Source organism: Candidatus Nitrospira neuquenensis, assembly GCF_979578155.1.
Genome location: NZ_CEFZDU010000008.1, coordinates 35085 through 52115, shown reverse-complemented (window position 1 = coordinate 52115; position 17031 = coordinate 35085). Strand labels below are relative to the sequence as shown.

Sequence of the window (17031 nt, the reverse complement as noted above, 5' to 3'; positions counted from 1 at the left end):
GCCATGCCGACCCAACCGTGCAGACAGCGCGGGGAGCTTTGCTTCCGGCTTCTGGCCGTGATCCTCCTGACGGTCTGGGCGGGGCCCGCCGCACAGGCGGAGCCGCCGGCCCAGCCCCGCAAGCCGCCGGCGCAGCTCGCCCAGTTTCCCGGCGGCGTGTGTCTGGAGGTCCCTGGCCGCCCGGACATGGTCTGCGACAGCAAACTGATGCCCGAGCCGATCGAGCGTCCGCGGGCGGCGATCCCCGGCGTGGACCTCGGCATCGGCGACGACCGGCTCTACGGCAGGCCCGTCTCCTGGTCGCAGCGGGCGCCCCTGCCGCGCGAGGGCATGCTCGCGACGATCGTCGAAAGCCGCCCCGGCGTCTTCATCGCCTGGCGCAACACCAACTTGGTCGAGGAGGTGGAGGTCCGGGTGCGGAACCGCGGCACGCAGGAGGGGCGCGGCCGGGTCTTCGTGGACATCCTGGACGAGGAGGGCAAGCTGCTCCTGCACTTAGAGCCGCCGCCGGAGAGCGCGATCGTGACCGTGCCGCCGAAGGATCGGGGCGGGGAAGAGGGCAAGATCGTCAAGATGATGGCCGACCGCCGGCTCAACCGGCTGATCGACCTCTACGACCGCACCCGCACGCGGTACGACGTGATGGCCGTCGTGCAGACGCTGGACGTGCGGGATGCCAACCCGGCCGACAACGCGAAGGTCAAGGCCTACAACATCCCCTTCCGGGCCGTGCCCGGCTTCCGCCATACGCTGAACAACGTCTTCGCCAATTTCTCGGACAAGTCGCGGGAGGTGCGGTGGAAGCTGGAGTCCACCAAGATGCCGGACGGCTGGCAGTTGAGCGGCAGCGCCCTGGTCCGGCACCCCTTCTCCTTCGAGCCGGGAGAAAAGCTCAACGTGTTTCTCACCATGGACATCCCCATGACCGTCCCGGAGGGGGCGCTGGTGGAACTGCGGCTCAGCCTGCTGGACGCCCATACCCACGAAGTCCTCCAGCAGCACGAATGGTTCCTCGTCCACGACACGCAGCCCCCCTTCATCACCAACGTGAGGGTCGCCCCCCAGGACACGGGGCATATCCAGATGGAAGAAATGGTGTCCGATCCGGGGTCCGGCGTGCTCGAAGCCAGCGGCGTCTGGAGCGAATACTCCACGGACGACGGCCGGACCTTCTCGCAGCGGACCCATAACTACACGGTCGGCAACTTCGTGGATCCGACCACCTTTCAGACGTCGATCGGTCCCTTCCGCTCCGGCACCCAGGTGATGCTGTTCCTCAACGCCTCGGACACGGCCGGCAACGTCCAGCGGATCGGGCCCCAGACCGTCGTGGTGCCGTGAGCGGCGGTCGCGGAGGAGGCGAGACGGGCCGGGCCGCACGCGGGCTCCCGCGGGCGGCCGCCCGCGCCCTCTTCGCCCTCTGGCTGGTCGGGGCGGGCGTGGTGGAGGAACCGCCGCTCGGGCTGCTGCCCCCGCCGACCGCATCGGACAATCCGACCACGCCCGAGAAAGTCGCGCTCGGCAAGCAACTCTTCTTCGACCCCCGCCTCAGCGGGGACGGGAAGCGGAGCTGCGGGACCTGCCACATGCCGGAGCGGGCCTTCACCGAGCCCCTCGCCGTGACCACCGACCCGGCCGGCAAGCCCCTCACGCGCAACACCCCGACCGTGCTCAACGCGGCCTATGCGCCGCTCTTCCTCTGGGACGGGCGGGCGCGCACGCTGGAGGAGCAGGCGCTCCAGCCTATCCTCGACGAGAAGGAGATGAACGCGAGCGTCGAGCACGTGCTCCGCGTCGTGGAAACGGACGCGCAGTATGTCCGGCGGTTCGAGGGGGCCTTCGGGGGCGCGCCGTCGAAGCGGGACCTGGCCGCCGCGCTGGCCGCCTACCAGCGCTCGCTCGTGAGCGCCGGCGCGCCCTTCGACCGCTGGCTGTTCGACGGGCAGAAGGACGCGCTCACTCCGGCCCAGGAGCGCGGCTTCCGCGTCTACCTGAAGGCGAACTGCATCCTGTGCCACGAGTTCTTCCACCCGGCGGTCCATCCCCTGGGCGGGCGGGAGGGGCTGTTCACCGACTTCCGGTTCCACAACCTGGGTGTCGGCTGGAAGGACGGGATCATGACGGACATCGGGCGCTTTCAGGTCACCCAGGACCCGCAGGATTTCGGCGCGTTCAAGACGCCGACCCTGCGCAACGTGGCCCTGACCGCACCCTACATGCACGACGGCAGCCTGCCGACGCTCAAGGACGTCGTTCGCTTCTACAACCGGGGTGGGATCCCGAACCCGAACCTGGACCCGGCCATCGGAGCGCTGGGCCTGACCGAGCGGGAGGAGGACGACCTCGTGGAGTTCCTGAAGGCCCTCACGTCTCCGGAATACGAAGCGGTGGCCGGCGCCGGCGCCCGGTAGGCGACGGCGGCGCCGGAGGGAGGGGCCGCCGGCGCGACTCAGGTCTTTCCGGCGGGGCCGAGGGCCTTGACGATCTCGGCGATCAGCCGCCGCTCGACCTCGGTGGTTTCCTCGCCGCCGGCCGGCCGGGCGCCGTCCGGCGTGATCTTCTCGAACTCGGCCTTGACGATCAGTCGCGTGCCGCGGGAAGGCAGGCTCCGGAGGGAGAGCAGGTACTGGTTCCGCAGGCCCGGCACTTCCAGCGAGGCGGGCGCCGTCATCTTCCGCTCCGTCACGAACACCGCCCGCTGCTCGGTGTTCACCGAGACCTTCACCGAGTAGCCGTGCCTGGCCAGCACCTCCGCGGCCGCCTTGCTCACCGCGGCGAGCGGCCGGGGGATCTCCTCCACCTGTCCGCCCTTCTCCTCCACGTGAAGGCTCTGCTCCGCCCTGGCCCGCCGGTCGGCGGCCAGCTTCGCGTCGGCGGCCAGCCTGCGGTTCTCCGTCGCCTGCGCGGCCAGCCGCTCCGCCAGCGCCGTTCGCGCCGCCTCCGCGCGCTCGGTTGCCTGCCTGGCCTCCCGCAGCTCCCGGTTCAGCAGGTCGATCTGCTGCTGCATCACCTTGGTGCCCTCCTGCAGCGAAGTGATGAGCGATTCCTGCCTGGCGAGCTGTTTGCGGAGAGAGTCGAGCTCGGTTCGGAGGGGCTGATCGTCGGGGCCGCAGGCGGCGAGCAGGGCGAGGGCCCACAGGATGCCGCCGAGGGGGCTCGGGCGGCGGGGCGCGGGACCGTCGGACGGCGGTTCGGGGATTCGATCCATGATGCGGGGCCTCCTCGCGTTCTGCGGGCGGATTCTAGGCGGGATCGGACGGCAATGCAAACCGCATCGGCCGCAGGACCGTTGACGCTCGATCGCCGGCCGTCTATCCTCGGCGCCATGGGACTCCGGCGGAATGGATGGTGGGCGAGGCACGGCCAGGGAGCGGCCCTGCTGGTGGGCCTGGCCGTGCTCCTGTCGGCGGCGGCGCCCGAGCCTCGGACGCCCGACCCCGTCCCGCCGGAGGACTATCCGGTCTACGACGCGCTCGTCGTGCAGAAGTTCCTGACCTCGCGGAGCCGGCTGGTGGTGATCCACCGCGACACCGTCGGGCGGCTTGTGCCGGGCGCGCGGCCGGCCGACCCGGCGTTTTTCCACGACGGAGCCTTCTTCGACGGACGCCTCGGCGAGGACCTGATCCGGGACTTCGTCCTCAAGGCAGGCAGGCCCTACCGGCTGGAGAGACGGTTCGACTTCGGCGTGCCCTATCGGCTCGTGTCCGGCGAGGAGCCGAGCGGCCCGGAGGTGTCGCTGGCGCCGATTCCCGCCCGCCTCGCCCTGGCGCCTCCCGCGACCGTCGGGGTGCTGGAGTTCTCGCGCGTGGCCTTCAGCGCCAAGGGCGACCGAGCCCTGGTCTATGTCGCGGACAACCGGCCGGACGGCGGCGGGGCCGGCCTCCTGGCCCTGCTCCGCCGGGCCGAGGGGGGCTGGACGGTCGCGGACACGGAGGTGCTCTGGGTAGCCCGCTTGGAGCAGGCGCCGCCGCCGGAGGAGTAGGGGCGGGGATGCCACCGACGCGGTGACGGGGGCGGCCTTACGTAGAGAACCCCCTTCGAGAAAGCTAGTGACCGTCGGCCCGGCGATTGGGTATAATCCCCGCATGCATTTCGTGACCGAATCCCTCATGGTCGGCAACGTGGACGACGCGCAGAAGCCGCCGCCCTACGTGAACGCCGTGCTCTTCGTCGCGCAGGAGTTCACCATCAAGGCACCCAAGGGCGTCGCCTATGAGTTCATCCCCCTCAAGGAGTTCGGGGAAGCGGCGCCGAACGACGTGAAGCGGGCGGTGGACTGGATGGAGCAGCAGCCCCCGACGAGCCGCATGATGGTGTGCTGTCGGGCCGGGATGGGACGGTCGGTGTCCATGGTCATCGCCTACCTGGTGTGCGTCAAGGGGATGAAGTACGACGAGGCGTGCCAACTCCTGAAAGCCAGACGTCCCGGCGCGACGCCGCTCCCGAACCTGGAGCAGACGATCGCCAAGGTCCAGCAGATGAGGCAGGGCCATGGGACGATGCCGGGCCGCGCGCACGGCCAGAACGCCTGACGAGCCCCTCCTTCTCTTTCGGACATCTTCCGCCTGCGTTTCCGCCCGCGCCATGCTTCCGCCCGCGCCGACGGGGTGTCCCTGTGTCCGACCGGTCCGCTGGTCCGGCGGAGGGCGGGGCCGTGCCTGAGCTGCCCGAGGCCGAGGTCGTCGCCCGCCAGCTCCGCGCGCGGCTGTCCGGCGCGGTGCTGAAGGACTGTTGGGTGGGCCGGTCCGACATCGTGCGGGAGGGGCTCGACCGCCTGGACTGGTACCGAGGCGCGAGGCTGGCGGAGGTCAGCCGGCACGGCAAGAGCGTGGCCCTGGCCTTCGAGCGGGGCGTGGAGCGGCGCTACCTGGTCGCCGAGCTCGGCATGACCGGCCTGCTCCTGTTCCGCGCCCCGTCGGCGGCCTACGAGAAGCACACCCACCTCATCCTGTCGTTCGAAGGGGCCTGCGAGCCGGAGGCGCGGTACTGGAACCCCCGGCGGTTCGGTCGGGTCCATCTGCTGGATCGGCCGGGCCTCGACCGATTCCTGGCGCGGCGGTTCGGGGCCGACCCCCTGACCATCGCCTGGCCGGCCTTCCGGGACCTGGTACGGGCGCGGCGCGGCCGGCTCAAGGCGCTGCTCATGCACCAGCAGGTCCTCGCCGGCATCGGGAACATCTACGCGAACGAGATCCTCTACCGCGCCCGCCTCCATCCCTACCGCCGGGCCTCCAGCCTCCGCGCGGAGACGATCCGGCGGCTCTACGACACCATGCGGACCGTCCTCGGCGAGGCGATCGCCGCGGGAGGCTCCAGCGTGCGGGACTTCCTGGCGCCGGACGGGAGCCGCGGGCGCTACCAGGAGCAGCACCTGGTCTACGACCGCGAAGGCCGGCCCTGTCCGGTGCGGTGCGGCCGGACCATCCGCCGGCTGCCGGGCGAGCGCAGCTCCTTCTATTGTCCGGCCTGTCAGCCGCGGGGCAGGAGCGGGCGATGAAGCGCTTCCGGGCCGGGTGCCTGACCGGCGCCGTCGCGGTCATCGGAGCCGTCCTCCTGATCGGCCAGCTTCCCGTGACGAGCCGCGAAGGGGTCGGGGAGATCGTCAAGGAGCACCGCCTCCCGCTGTGGGAGAAGGCCGCGCGGTTTCTCGTGCGGGATGCGGAGTTCCGGCGCATGGCCGAGGAGGCGGCCGGCGGGGAGGCCGACCCGGAGCGCCGGGTGGTGCGGCTGCTGGAGTGGACGAGGGCGCAGGTCCGCCTCCAGCCCGAGGGGCTGCCCTTCATCGACGACCATATCTCCCACATCGTCCTGCGCCACTACGGCAACGCGGGGCAGATGGCCGAGGTCTTCACCGCGCTCACGACCTACACGGGCAACGAGGGACGCTGGGAGTGGTCGAAGCCGCCGGGGCGGGGCGTGGGACTCGTGCTCGCCTTCGTTCGGTCGAGCCGGGGCTGGTGGGTGTTCGACGTGGCCAATGGCATCTGGTTCGAGCGGCCGGACGGGGGCATCGCCGTCATCGAGGATTTTCAGGACATGGCCCGGCTGACGATGCGCGGTCGCGCGCCAGACTCCCGCGATGGGCGACCCTATCGAGACTTCTACAGCAACCTTGAGGCGGTGTGGCGGGTGAGCTTCTCCCGCGCCTACGAGCAGATGCCCTGGCATCGCCTGCGCGCGATCTTGGGCCTCGCCCCGGCCTCCTGACGATTCTCCCCCATCCAACTTTTACCGCCCCTATCCGATCGTTGACGGCGAGGGGCACACCGGCAGCCGGAGGTCCGGATGCGACTGGCCGGGTAACCGTCGGGTTTTACTGATCATCATCCTCCTCTCCCCTGTCGGACGTTCCCGCGCGCGAATTTTGCAGGGCGAGGCGGCGCGTCCCCCCACAAAAGGGATGGCACTGGTTCTGCGTCTCGGGTAAGCAGGGTTCCGGCGGGAGGGGTGTACGGTGCATCGGGCGCACGTGCTCATCGTTGACCTGGCCCAGACCCCCTGCTCCCTCTCGCCCTGCCGCCGCCTTCCCGACCTCATCCAGGACGTCGTGCCGACCGGAGCCGTCACGCGCCACACGAGCGTCGCCGCCGTGGAGGCGGAAAGCCTGCCGGAGCCTCAGCTCATCGTCTTCCGGCCGAGTCGCGCGACCGCGATTCCGGGGATGCTGCGGGCCTGGCGCCGCCGTTGGGCCGGCGTGGCGATCGTCGGCCTGTTCTGCGACCAGCGACGGTCCTCCCACGAACTGCTCGAGTCGCTCATGAACGGCATGGACGATTTCTTGTCCTGTCCCTTCGAAGAGCGGGAACTGGCGGCGAGGGTCGGACGGTTGTTGCACGGGCCGGCCGGCCCGTGCCGAGGAGAGGAGCCGGGCGAGCGCCGGGCCGGCCCGCTCGTCGGCCGCAGCGAGCGGTTCGTCCGGATGTTGCGCAAGCTCCCCCTGCTGGCCCGCTCCGACGGCACCGTCCTGATCGCCGGCGAGACCGGCACGGGCAAGGACCTGGTCGCCCGCGCCATCCACTATCAAAGCCCGAGGCTGGGCAAGCCCTTCATCCCCGTGAACTGCGGGGCGCTTCCCGATCATCTCTGCGAGAACGAGCTCTTCGGCCATGTCCGGGGGGCCTACACCGACGCCTCCTCCTCGGAGCGGGGGCTCGTGGCGGAAGCGGAGGGCGGCACCCTCTTTCTCGACGAGGTCGACACGTTGAGCCTCTCGGCGCAGGCCAAGCTGCTCAGGTTCCTCCAGGACCGGGAGTACCGCCCGCTGGGCTCCCCGCGAGTCCTCGTCGCCGACGTCCGGATCCTCGCCGCGACGAACCGGGATTTGCGCCGGCGGGTCGAGGACCGCCAGTTCCGCGAGGACCTCTACTACCGGCTCAACGTCCTTCCGCTGGAGGTGCCGCCGCTGCGCGAGCGACTGGACGACCTGCCGCAGTTGGTGGAGTGTTTCCTTTCGCGGTACCAGTCGGCCGACGTCCGCGAGCGCGTGACCCTGTCCCCCGCCGCCCTCCGCAAGCTGATGGCCTACCCCTGGCCCGGCAACGTGCGGGAGCTTGAGGGCATCATCCAGCGGGCGCTGGTGCTCCGCGGCGCCAGCGTCCTCGAACCAGAGGACCTGGACTTCCCCGGCGCGGAGTCGGCGGGGGCGGAAGAGCCTCCGTCGTTCCGCGACGCCAAGAGCAGGACGATCGGCCAGTTCGAACGCGCCTACCTCGTGAACCTCCTCCGCAGCCATCGCGGCAACGTGAGCCAGGCCGCCAGGGTGGCCGCGTGACGAACATCCGCCCGAATCCGACGAGCGGGCTCGGGCGCTCGGTCGGCTACCTGCGCTGGGGCGGCCGCGCCCTGATCGTGGTGGGGATCGGCGTCACGGCCTACCGTCTTGAGACGGCGACGGAGGAGGAGTTGCCCCGCGTCATCGGCGAGGAGGCCGGCGGCTGGGCCGGCTGGTTCGCGGGCGCGGCGCTGGCCGGCGCGGGCTGCGTCGCGCTCGGGGTCGCCACCGGCGGCATCGCCCTGCTCCTGTGCGGCCTGGCGGGCGGCATCGCGGGCGGAATCGGCGGGTCGGCCCTCGGGGGTGCGATCGGCGAGGACATCGGGCGCGGCGGCGGCTCGACCACTCTGCGCGGCTTCGACTCGCCGATGTTCAACTGTTTCACCGCCGATATGCCGGTGCTCCTGGCGGATCGAACGAGGAAACCGATCGGCGAGGTCGCGGTCGGTGACCGGATCCTGTCCTGGCACGAGGAGTCGGAACAGGTTAGGGAGGGGACCGTCGCGAGGGTCTTCGCCCGTCCGTCGCAGCCGTTCCTGGACATCGAGCTGGAGGAGGGCCCGCCGATCTCGGTGACCGCCTACCATCACCTGTGGGTGAGCAGCCTCGGGCGGGAGGGCTGGATGGAGGCCGGGGCGCTTCGGCCGGGCGACGAGCTGTTTGCGCCGGTCGGGGCGCCGGCGCGGCTCGTCCCGCGCAAGGTCCGCCGAATCACCGCCCGGCCGGCCGGCCCCGCGGTCTACGATCTCTCGGTCGAGCCGACGCACACCTACTTCGCCGGGGGCATCCTGGCCCACAACAAGCTGCCGTGAGGGGCGTGCATGGCGCGGGGAGGAGGCAGAGCGTCGTCGGCACCGCACCCTCGCCCGACAGTCCGAAGCTCTGGGGCGCGGCGTGCGGCCGACAACAAGGCGAACGGGACGACGGACAAGATCAGCGACACGATTCCATGAGCGACGAATCGGCAGACCGCGTGCGGGTCGTGATCGTCGGGCTGGACGAGGCGCACGACCGCGTCGCGACGATCCTGACCTACGAGGTCGTCAACGGTCTGGCCGGCCCGATCTGGCTCGTGGCGGACGACTGGATCGTCTGGAGGCAGGAGGGGGAGGACATCGAGATCGGGCTGGCGCGCGTGCCGCTGCGGCCGGGCGTACAGGTCTTCGGCTACTTCCCGCCCACGGTGGTCGAGGTGGCAGCGGGTCGCTCGCTCCCGAGGGCCCTGTTGCTGGGCTGGCCCCTCTCGTTGAGCGGCATCTGGAACGCCACCCGTCGGGTCGAGCGACCCCACAGGCCATGCCGCATCCGCGTCCGCGTCGGCTACGGCGTCAGGCCGGCTCCCGAAGACCCGGCGCCGGGGGAGCCGGTGGACGCGCCGGTGTTCCGGTGGCAGCGGGAGGCGGTGAGTCAGCCGGTCGAGTACACCTTTGATCGGGCGCCATGACACCCTCACCAGCCAGCGGGTGTACCTCCCCAGCCTCTACGTCTTCGGCGGCGGGATCACGGGCGAGCTCACGCCCACGCCCTTCGAGAAGCCGGGCCAGCAATTCGGCGCCGGCCTGCCCAGCGGCGTCGGGCTGATGTACCGGGTCGACGAGCTGGGGATGGTCGGCGTGGAGTACAACTTGGTGAAGGACTTCGTGCAGGACGATCCCGCGCTCAACCGCCTCATGCGCAGCGCCGGGATCCGGCTGTGGTAGGGGACGGCGCGCTCGGGGACAACCAGGGAGGGGACACCATGATCATCTCCGTCATCAACCATACGAACGGGAAGCTCGCGGACGAGCAAGTGCACGAGGCGATCCGGGCGATCAACCGGCAGATCCGCGAGGACTTCGAGCCCTACTGGAGCCTGGGCGCGGAGCTCCGGCTGGAGGGAAGGAGCACGACCAAGCCGGAGAAGCAGACCCTCGCCGACATGCGCGGCGACGCGGTGCTCTACCTCTGGGACAAGGCGGACGTGGACGGCGCGCTCGGGTACCACGACGCCAACCATCGCGGGATTCCCTTCGGCTTCGTGTTCACCGAGATGTCCAAGGCGCTGGGGGAGAGCTGGACGGTGACCCTCTCGCACGAGGCGCTGGAGCTGGTCGGTGATCCGGAGGTGAACCTCCTCGTCCAGGGCCCGCATCCGTCCAAGCCGGGCCGGTACGTCTTCCACTGGTACGAGATGTGCGACGCGGTCCAGGCCGAGACCTACGAGATCGACGGCGTGGACGTGTCGAACTTCGTCCTGCCCCTCTATTTCACGGGCGGGGAGGAGCGGGGCGGGCGGAACGATTTTCTCGGCCGCGCCTCCCAGGGCGCGACGCTGCGGTCGTTCGGCGTGAACCCCGGCGGCTACATCGGGTTCTTCAACCCCGAGAGCGGCCGGCACGAGACCTTCAGCCGGAAGGGCGACAAGCTGGCGGCGCGGCGGCTGGCGGTCAAGATGAAGGCGAAGGGGGCGCGGCGAAGCGTGCGGTATGCGAGGTTCATCGAGGGTGAAACGTGAACGGTGAAGCGGGACAGGGAACAGGGAAGACGTGCAATGGCGGGGGAGGGGCTGACGATTGACGGAGGGATGCCATGCCTGCCTATCGGTTGGGGGCGAAGGGGCCGGAGGTTGCACGGCTCCAGGAGCGGTTGCGCGCGCTCGGCCACTATGCGGGGCCGGTGGACGGCCTGTTCGGTGGGGGCACGGAGGCGGCGGTCCGGGCCTTCCAGCGGGCAGAGCGACTCGAAGCGGATGGGGTCGTCGGGCCCAGGACCTGGGCCCGACTCTTCGACGGGGAGGCGGTCCCGGCGCCGGCGATCGCGGCCGAGCCGCTGGACTCTCGCTGCCTGGCGCTGACCGGCTCCTTCGAGACCGGCGAGGCCCCGCCCGACTGCTTCGCCGGCCTGAGCGGCGACTTCGACGGCCAGGGGCTGAGCTTCGGGGCCCTGCAGTGGAACCTCGGGCAGGGCACGCTTCAGCCCCTGCTCGTGGCGATGGACCGGACCTACCCCACGGTCATGGAGGCCGTCTTCGGCGACCGGTGCGACACGCTGCGGGCGGTGCTCGCGGCCGAGCGGGCGGAGCAACTGGCCTGGGCCCGGTCCGTCCAGGACCCGGTCCGGTTCCGGGTCTCCGAGCCCTGGCGCGGACTGCTCCGCGCCCTGGGGCGGCGGGAGGAGTTCCGGGCGATCCAGCTCAAGGCGGCGGCCGCGCTGGCCGAGCGGGCGGCGGCGCTCCGGGGGACGTTCGGGGTCCGGTCGGAGCGGGCGCAGGCGCTGCTCTTCGACATCCTGGTCCAGAACGGCGGGATCGGGCCGGTGGTCCGCGCGCAGATCGAGGAGGACTTCGGCCGGCTCGATCCAGGTGAAGGGCCCGACCGGCTCGAGGTGGCCCGCCTGCGGATCATCGCGAACCGGCGCGCGGAGGCGGCGAATCCCCGCTGGGTCGAGGACGTGCGGACCAGGAAGCTGGCGATCGCCGACGGCGTCGGAACGGTCCACGGCCAGCCCTACGACCTGGAAGAACAGTACGGGATTACGCTCAAGCCCGCGCCGGCCCGGGTGCGCGGGAAGCGGGCGGCCGGCGCCGCCGGCCGGCCCCGCCGACGACTTTCTCCTTGACCGGCCCGCGCCGCCCTCCTTAGACTACCCCCTGGCCGAACCGGCACAGTCAGTCCCTTCGCACCAGGAATCCGGACGCGCCGGGTAGGGCTTTTGTTCCCTCCGTTTGGGCCATCAGGGACATTGAGTTAACCGCGGGATTCCGCTAGGCTTGGCGGCTCTCCGACCAGGAAACTCACCCGTTTCTTAAACGTAAGGAGCGGCAGGTCATGGCGAAGGTGCTGGAAGGCCCCGGGATGGGGCTCATGAAGAAATGGGGCATCACGGTGCCCCACTACGTCGTGGTGACCTCGGCCGACGAGCTGGCGAAGCTGGGCGCGGCCAACGACTGGCTGAAGCAGGCCAGGCTGGTCGTCAAGGCCCACGAGGCGCTGGGCTCCCGCTTCAAGCTCGGGCTGGTGAAGGTGGGGTTGGACCTCGCGGGCGCGGTCGCGGCGGCCAAGGAGATGCTCGGCCGACAGGTGGGGAGCATCACGGTCTCCCAGGTGATCGTCTCCGAGATGGTGCCGCATAAGGAGGAGTACTACGCGGCGGTCAAGTCCACCCGCGAGGGCTCGGAGATCCTGCTCGCCAACTGCGGCGGCGTCGAGGTGGAGTCGAACTGGGAGCGCGTCAAGCGCCTGGGCGTGGAGATCGGCGGCGCCCCGACGGCCGACGGCCTGGTGAAGCTGGCGAAGGACGCCGGGTTCGGCGGGCCGCTCGCCGAGCGGGTCGCGGCGTTCGCGCAGAAGCTGTTCACCTGCTTCGACAACGAGGACGCGCAATACCTGGAGGTGAACCCGGTGGTGGCCCGCGAGGGCGACGGCGAGCTGGTCGCGCTGGACGCGGTGACGCTCCTGGACGGCGACGCCAAGTTCCGCCATCCCGACTGGACCTTCCCCTTCGCGGCCGAGTTCGGCCGCGCCTATACCAAGGACGAGCTCGAGGTCATGGCGGTGGACTCCAAGATCAAGGGGTCCGTCAAGTTCATCGAGATTCCGGGCGGCGACACGGCCATGCTCCCGGCGGGCGGTGGCGCGAGCGTCTACTATTCCGACGCGGTCGTGGCGCTGGGCGGCAAGCTCGCGAACTACGCCGAGTATTCCGGCGATCCTCCGGACTGGGCCGTGGAGGTCTTGACCGAGAAGGTCTGCTCCCTGCCCGGCATCAAGAACATCATCGTCGGCGGCGCGATCGCCAATTTCACGGACGTCAAGAAGACCTTCGGCGGCATCATCGCCGGCTTCCGCAAGGCCAAGGCGCAGGGCAAGCTCGACGGCGTCAAGATCTGGGTGCGCCGCGGTGGACCCCGCGAGAAGGAGGGCCTGGAGGCCATGCGGGCGCTCAAGGACGAGGGCTTCGACATCCAGGTCTTCGACCGCCATACGCCGCTCACCGACATCGTGGACATGGCGCTGCACAAGAAATGACGATGGGGTGATTGAAAGATTGAGGGAGTGAGGGATCGAAGGATTGGGGCGGCCCCCTGACGCCGCCGCTCGTGCAACCTCTACCATCACCGCCTTCTTCGAAGGGGAGTCCGATGAGCATTCTCGCGAACAAGGATACGCGGGTCGTCATCCAGGGTGGGGCGGCCGGGCTGAACGCCGCGCGGCGCATGGCGGAGTTCTGCTACATGATCAAGCGGCCGCTGAACGTGGAGGCCTTCGTCTATCCGCCCGACGCGGGCAAGACGAACGAGGTGCCCTACGGGAGCGGGCTGCTCACGATCCCGGTGTACAAGAGCGTCGCCGAGGCCACGGCCAACCATCCGCAGATCAACACGAGCCTCGTGTACATCGGCGCGGACCGGGCCTTCGCCGGGGGCATGGAGGCGCTGAACGACCCCAAGATCCAGCTCGTGTCCATGATCACCGAGGGCGTGCCGGAGAAGGACGCGAAGCTGCTCGGCGCCCACGCGCGCAAGCTGGGCAAGGTGTTCAACGGGCCCTCGTCCATCGGCATCATTTCCGCGGGCTCCTGCCGGCTGGGCGTCATCGGCGGCGCCTTCGACAACCTCGTCGCGTGCAAGCTCTACCGCGAGGGCTCCTTCGGCGTCATCACCAAGTCGGGCGGCCTGTCCAACGAGATCATCTGGATCTGCTCGCAGTTCGCCGACGGCATCACGACGGCGATCGGCATCGGGGGCGACGCCTACCCCGGCACGGACTACGTGAGCTACCTGGAGATGTTCGAGCAGGACCCCCAGACCAAGGCGGTCGTGATCGTCGGGGAGATGGGCGGCGACCTGGAGGAGCGCGCGGCCGAGTGGTACGGGGCGAAGAAACGGCGCATCAAGCTGCTCGCGGTCGTCTCGGGCTTCTGCCAAGAGAGCCTGCCCAAGGGGATGAAGTTCGGCCACGCCGGCGCCAAGGAGGGCGCGAAGGGCGAGGGCTCGGCCCGCGCCAAGTCCGACGCGCTCAGGAAGGCCGGGGCGCTCGTGCCGGAGACGTTCGGCGCGCTGGGCCCGGCGATCCGGGCGACCTATGAGGAGCTGGTGAAGAGCGGCCGGGTCGTGCCGATCCCCGACCTGCGGCCGGAGGACCTGCCGAAGCTGCCCAAGACCGTCGAGGAGGGCATGAAGGCGGGGGAGGTCACGGTCGCCCCGCTCATCAAGACGACGATCAGCGACGACCGCGGCGACGAGCCCTGCTACGACGGCTACCCCGCCTCCGAGCTCATCAACAAGGGCTACGAGATCCCCCACGTCATCGGCCTGCTCTGGGACAAGCGGCTCATCTCCCGGCAGGAGGCCGAGATCATCAAGCGCATCATCATGCTCTCCGCCGACCACGGCCCCTGCGTGAGCGGCGCGCTTGCGACGATCATCGCCGCCTGCGCCGGCATCGGCATGTCCCAGGCGGTGGCGGCGGGCCTGATCATGATCGGGCCGCGGTTCGGCGGCGCGGTCACCGACGCGGGCCGCTGGTTCAAGCACGCGGTGGACAACAAGATGACGGTGGATCAGTTCCTGGCCTTCATGAAGAAGGAAGTGGGGCCGGTGCCGGGCATCGGCCACCGGGTCAAGAGCGTCCGCAACCCCGACAAGCGGGTGAAGGAGCTCGTCGGGTACGTCAAGAGCCTGGGCATCAAGACGCCGTGCCTCGACTTCGCGCTGGAGGTCGAGAAGGTGACCTCGGCCAAGAAGGAGAACCTGATCCTGAACGTGGACGGGACGATGGCCGCGGTGCTGGTGGACCTCGGGTTCCCGGTGGACAGCCTCAACGGGTTCTTCATCCTCTCGCGGACGATCGGCTTGATCGGCCACTGGGTGGACCAGAAGCGCCAGGAGAGCCGCCTGATCCGGCTGTTCGACTATCTCGTGAACTACGCTGCCCCGAAACGGCGGGAGGTCCCGCCTCTGACCTAGTCATCGGCGATCGGTCTTCGGTTCTCGGATTCGAGCTGAGAACCCTGTGAGGGGGAATACCATGTCCGTGGAAATGGTCAAAGCGCTCTACGCCAGGATGCCCGGGGTCGTCGAGAAGGCCCGGAAGAAGTTCGGTCGCCCGCTGACGCTGGCCGAGAAGATCCTGGTCGCCCACGCCGACGACTTCGACAGCCAGATCTGGGAGCGGGGCAAGGCCATGCTGGCCCTCCGCCCCGACCGGGTCGCGATGCAGGACGCGACGGCCCAGATGGCCATCCTGCAGTTCATGCAGGCGGGCAAGAAGAAGGTGGCCGTCCCCAGCACGATCCACTGCGACCACCTCATCCGCGCGGAGATGGGCTCGGAGAAGGACCTGCTGCGCGCGATGGACGAGAACCGGGAGGTGTACAACTTCCTGGCCTCCGCGGCGAAGAAGTACGGGATCGGGTTCTGGAAACCGGGCGCGGGCATCATCCACCAGGTGGTGCTCGAGAACTACGCCTTCCCCGGCGGGCTGATCATCGGCACCGACTCGCACACGCCCAACGGCGGCGGGCTGGGGATGCTCGCCATCGGCGTCGGCGGGGCCGACGCGGGCGAGGTGATGGCCGGCCTGCCCTGGGAGGTGCTGCATCCGAAGCTGATCGGCGTCAAGCTGACCGGCAAGCTGAGCGGCTGGGCCTCGCCCAAGGACGTGATCCTCTACCTCTGCGGGCTGCTCACCGTGAAGGGCGGCACGAACAAGATCCTGGAATACTTCGGCCCCGGCGCCGAGACGATCAGCGCCACGGGCAAGGGCACGATCACGAACATGGGCGCGGAGCTCGGCGCGACGACCTCCGTCTTCCAGTTCGATCAGAAGATGGTGGACTACCTCAGGATCACGGACCGGGCCGAGATCGCGCAGCTCGCCCTGGCGAACCGGGCGCTGCTCACGGCCGACCCCGAGGTGCTCCAGGCTCCGGAGCGGTACTACGACCAGGTCGTGGAGATCGACCTCTCCCGGCTCGAGCCCCACGTCGTCGGGCCGCACACGCCGGACCTGGCCCGGCCCATCTCCAAGATGGCGGCCGAGGCCAAGGAGAAGGGCTACCCGGTCGAGCTCAAGGCGGCGCTGATCGGGAGCTGCACCAACTCCTCCTACGAGGACATCAGCCGGTCGGCCCACATCGCCCGGCAGGGGCTGAAGGCGGGGCTCAAGGCCAGGACCGCGTTCCTCGTGTCGCCCGGCTCGGAGCGGATCTACCACACGATGAAGCGGGACGGGTTCATGGAGGCCTTCGAGCGGATGGGGGCCACGGTCCTGTCCAACTCCTGCGGTCCCTGCATCGGCCAGTGGAAGCGGGCCGACGCGGTGAAGGGCCGGGCGGACTCCATCGTCAGCTCCTTCAACCGCAACTTCCCCGGGCGCAACGACGGCGTCAACGAGACGCTCTCCTTCCTCGCCAGCCCGGAGATCGTCACCGCCTACGCCTTCGCCGGCGACCTGACCTTCGACCCGGTGACGATGACGCTCACGGGGGCGGACGGCAAGGAGTTCAAGTTCGAGCCGCCGCAGGGGGAGGAGCTGCCGGCCAAGGGCTTCGCCAAGGGCGAGGAGGGGTTCGTGCCCCCCGCCGAGGACGGCGAGGGCCTGACGGTGGACATTCCGCCGACCAGCGAGCGGCTCCAGGTGCTCCAGCCCTTCCCGCGGTGGGACGGCCGGGACTTCGAGAAGCTGCCGATCCTGATCAAGACCAAGGGCAAGACCACGACCGACCACATCTCCCCGGCCGGTCCCTGGCTCAAGTACCGCGGCCACCTCGACAAGATCAGCGACAACATGTTCCTGGGCGCCACCAACGCGTTCCACCCCGAGCTCGGCAAGGGCACCAACGTGCTCACCGGCGAGACGGGCCTGCCCATCGCCCAGATCGCCCGTGCCTACAAGGCGCAGGGCATCGGCTCGGTGGTGGTCGGCGACGAGAACTACGGCGAGGGGAGCAGCCGCGAGCACGCGGCCATGTCCCCGCGGTTCCTGAACGTGAAGGTGGTGCTGGTCAAGAGCTTCGCGCGCATCCATGAGACCAACCTCAAGAAACAGGGGATCTTGGCGTTGACCTTCGCTGACCCGAAGGATTACGAGAAGATCGAGCAGCAAGACCGCATCAGTGTGACCGGGCTAAGCGCATTGGCTCCGGGCAAGCCGGTGTCGGTGACGATCCACAAGGCGGATGGCCACGCGCTCACCATCCAGGCGAACCACAGCATGACGCAGCAGCAGATTGCGTGGTTCAAGGCGGGCTCGGCGCTGAACGCGCTGAACTAACACCAA

The 17031-nt window shown here is 69.7% G+C and carries 16 protein-coding genes; 15 read left to right on the top strand and 1 reads right to left on the bottom strand.

Annotated features, from left to right (window positions below):
- The first annotated feature begins 3 nt into the window (after positions 1-3).
- Both AC1U7O_RS04200 and AC1U7O_RS04195 read left to right on the top strand, forming a co-directional pair.
- Positions 4-1341: a hypothetical protein gene (locus AC1U7O_RS04200; protein ID WP_479893322.1), complete on the top strand. Its 1338-nt coding sequence runs from the start codon at positions 4-6 to the stop codon at positions 1339-1341.
- Positions 1338-2411, top strand: coding sequence for a cytochrome-c peroxidase (locus tag AC1U7O_RS04195; RefSeq protein ID WP_479893321.1), 1074 nt, complete (start codon positions 1338-1340; stop codon positions 2409-2411). The genes AC1U7O_RS04200 and AC1U7O_RS04195 overlap by 4 nt, the downstream gene beginning before the upstream one ends.
- Positions 2412-2449: 38 nt before the next feature.
- On the opposite strand, the gene AC1U7O_RS04190 is transcribed toward AC1U7O_RS04195, so the two are convergent.
- The gene (locus AC1U7O_RS04190) at positions 2450-3208 is read right to left on the bottom strand and encodes a hypothetical protein (protein WP_479893320.1); all 759 of its coding nucleotides are present in this window, start codon (positions 3206-3208) and stop codon (positions 2450-2452) included.
- A 54-nt stretch (positions 3209-3262) separates the two neighbouring features.
- Between AC1U7O_RS04190 and AC1U7O_RS04185 the strand changes: the two genes are divergently transcribed.
- The 13 genes from AC1U7O_RS04185 (at position 3263) to AC1U7O_RS04125 (ending at position 17025) form a co-directional block, all read left to right on the top strand.
- Complete coding sequence (locus AC1U7O_RS04185) at positions 3263-3982, top strand: hypothetical protein (RefSeq protein ID WP_479893319.1); 720 nt, start codon at positions 3263-3265, stop codon at positions 3980-3982.
- A 103-nt stretch (positions 3983-4085) separates the two neighbouring features.
- Positions 4086-4532: a protein-tyrosine phosphatase family protein gene (locus AC1U7O_RS04180; RefSeq protein ID WP_479893318.1), complete on the top strand. Its 447-nt coding sequence runs from the start codon at positions 4086-4088 to the stop codon at positions 4530-4532.
- Positions 4533-4654: 122 nt separating this feature from the next.
- The gene (gene mutM / locus AC1U7O_RS04175; protein WP_479893317.1) at positions 4655-5497 is read left to right on the top strand and encodes a bifunctional DNA-formamidopyrimidine glycosylase/DNA-(apurinic or apyrimidinic site) lyase; all 843 of its coding nucleotides are present in this window, start codon (positions 4655-4657) and stop codon (positions 5495-5497) included.
- On the top strand, positions 5494-6207 hold the full coding sequence (locus AC1U7O_RS04170; RefSeq protein WP_479893316.1) for a hypothetical protein: 714 nt from the start codon (positions 5494-5496) through the stop codon (positions 6205-6207). The genes mutM and AC1U7O_RS04170 overlap by 4 nt, the downstream gene beginning before the upstream one ends.
- Before the next feature lie 247 nt (positions 6208-6454).
- Entirely contained in the window at positions 6455-7771 is a 1317-nt protein-coding gene (locus tag AC1U7O_RS04165) for a sigma 54-interacting transcriptional regulator (RefSeq protein WP_479893315.1), read from the top strand.
- Positions 7768-8583 (top strand): Hint domain-containing protein, encoded by an 816-nt coding sequence (locus AC1U7O_RS04160; RefSeq protein WP_479893314.1) that lies wholly within the window; start codon positions 7768-7770, stop codon positions 8581-8583. Before AC1U7O_RS04165 ends, AC1U7O_RS04160 begins: the two co-directional genes overlap by 4 nt.
- A gap of 137 nt (positions 8584-8720) precedes the next feature.
- Complete coding sequence (locus tag AC1U7O_RS04155; RefSeq protein ID WP_479893313.1) at positions 8721-9215, top strand: hypothetical protein; 495 nt, start codon at positions 8721-8723, stop codon at positions 9213-9215.
- The gene (locus AC1U7O_RS04150; protein WP_479893312.1) at positions 9199-9471 is read left to right on the top strand and encodes a hypothetical protein; all 273 of its coding nucleotides are present in this window, start codon (positions 9199-9201) and stop codon (positions 9469-9471) included. The genes AC1U7O_RS04155 and AC1U7O_RS04150 overlap by 17 nt, the downstream gene beginning before the upstream one ends.
- Before the next feature lie 38 nt (positions 9472-9509).
- Positions 9510-10265 carry a hypothetical protein gene (locus AC1U7O_RS04145; protein ID WP_479893311.1) on the top strand — a complete coding sequence of 252 codons (756 nt, stop codon included), beginning with the start codon at positions 9510-9512 and terminating at the stop codon, positions 10263-10265.
- Positions 10266-10339: 74 nt separating this feature from the next.
- The gene (locus AC1U7O_RS04140) at positions 10340-11368 is read left to right on the top strand and encodes a peptidoglycan-binding domain-containing protein (protein WP_479893310.1); all 1029 of its coding nucleotides are present in this window, start codon (positions 10340-10342) and stop codon (positions 11366-11368) included.
- A 209-nt stretch (positions 11369-11577) separates the two neighbouring features.
- Positions 11578-12777: an ATP citrate lyase citrate-binding domain-containing protein gene (locus tag AC1U7O_RS04135; RefSeq protein ID WP_479893309.1), complete on the top strand. Its 1200-nt coding sequence runs from the start codon at positions 11578-11580 to the stop codon at positions 12775-12777.
- A 113-nt stretch (positions 12778-12890) separates the two neighbouring features.
- Positions 12891-14717 (top strand): citrate/2-methylcitrate synthase, encoded by a 1827-nt coding sequence (locus tag AC1U7O_RS04130; RefSeq protein WP_479893308.1) that lies wholly within the window; start codon positions 12891-12893, stop codon positions 14715-14717.
- A gap of 61 nt (positions 14718-14778) precedes the next feature.
- Positions 14779-17025 (top strand): aconitate hydratase, encoded by a 2247-nt coding sequence (locus AC1U7O_RS04125; protein ID WP_479893307.1) that lies wholly within the window; start codon positions 14779-14781, stop codon positions 17023-17025.
- The last annotated feature ends 6 nt before the right edge of the window (positions 17026-17031 follow it).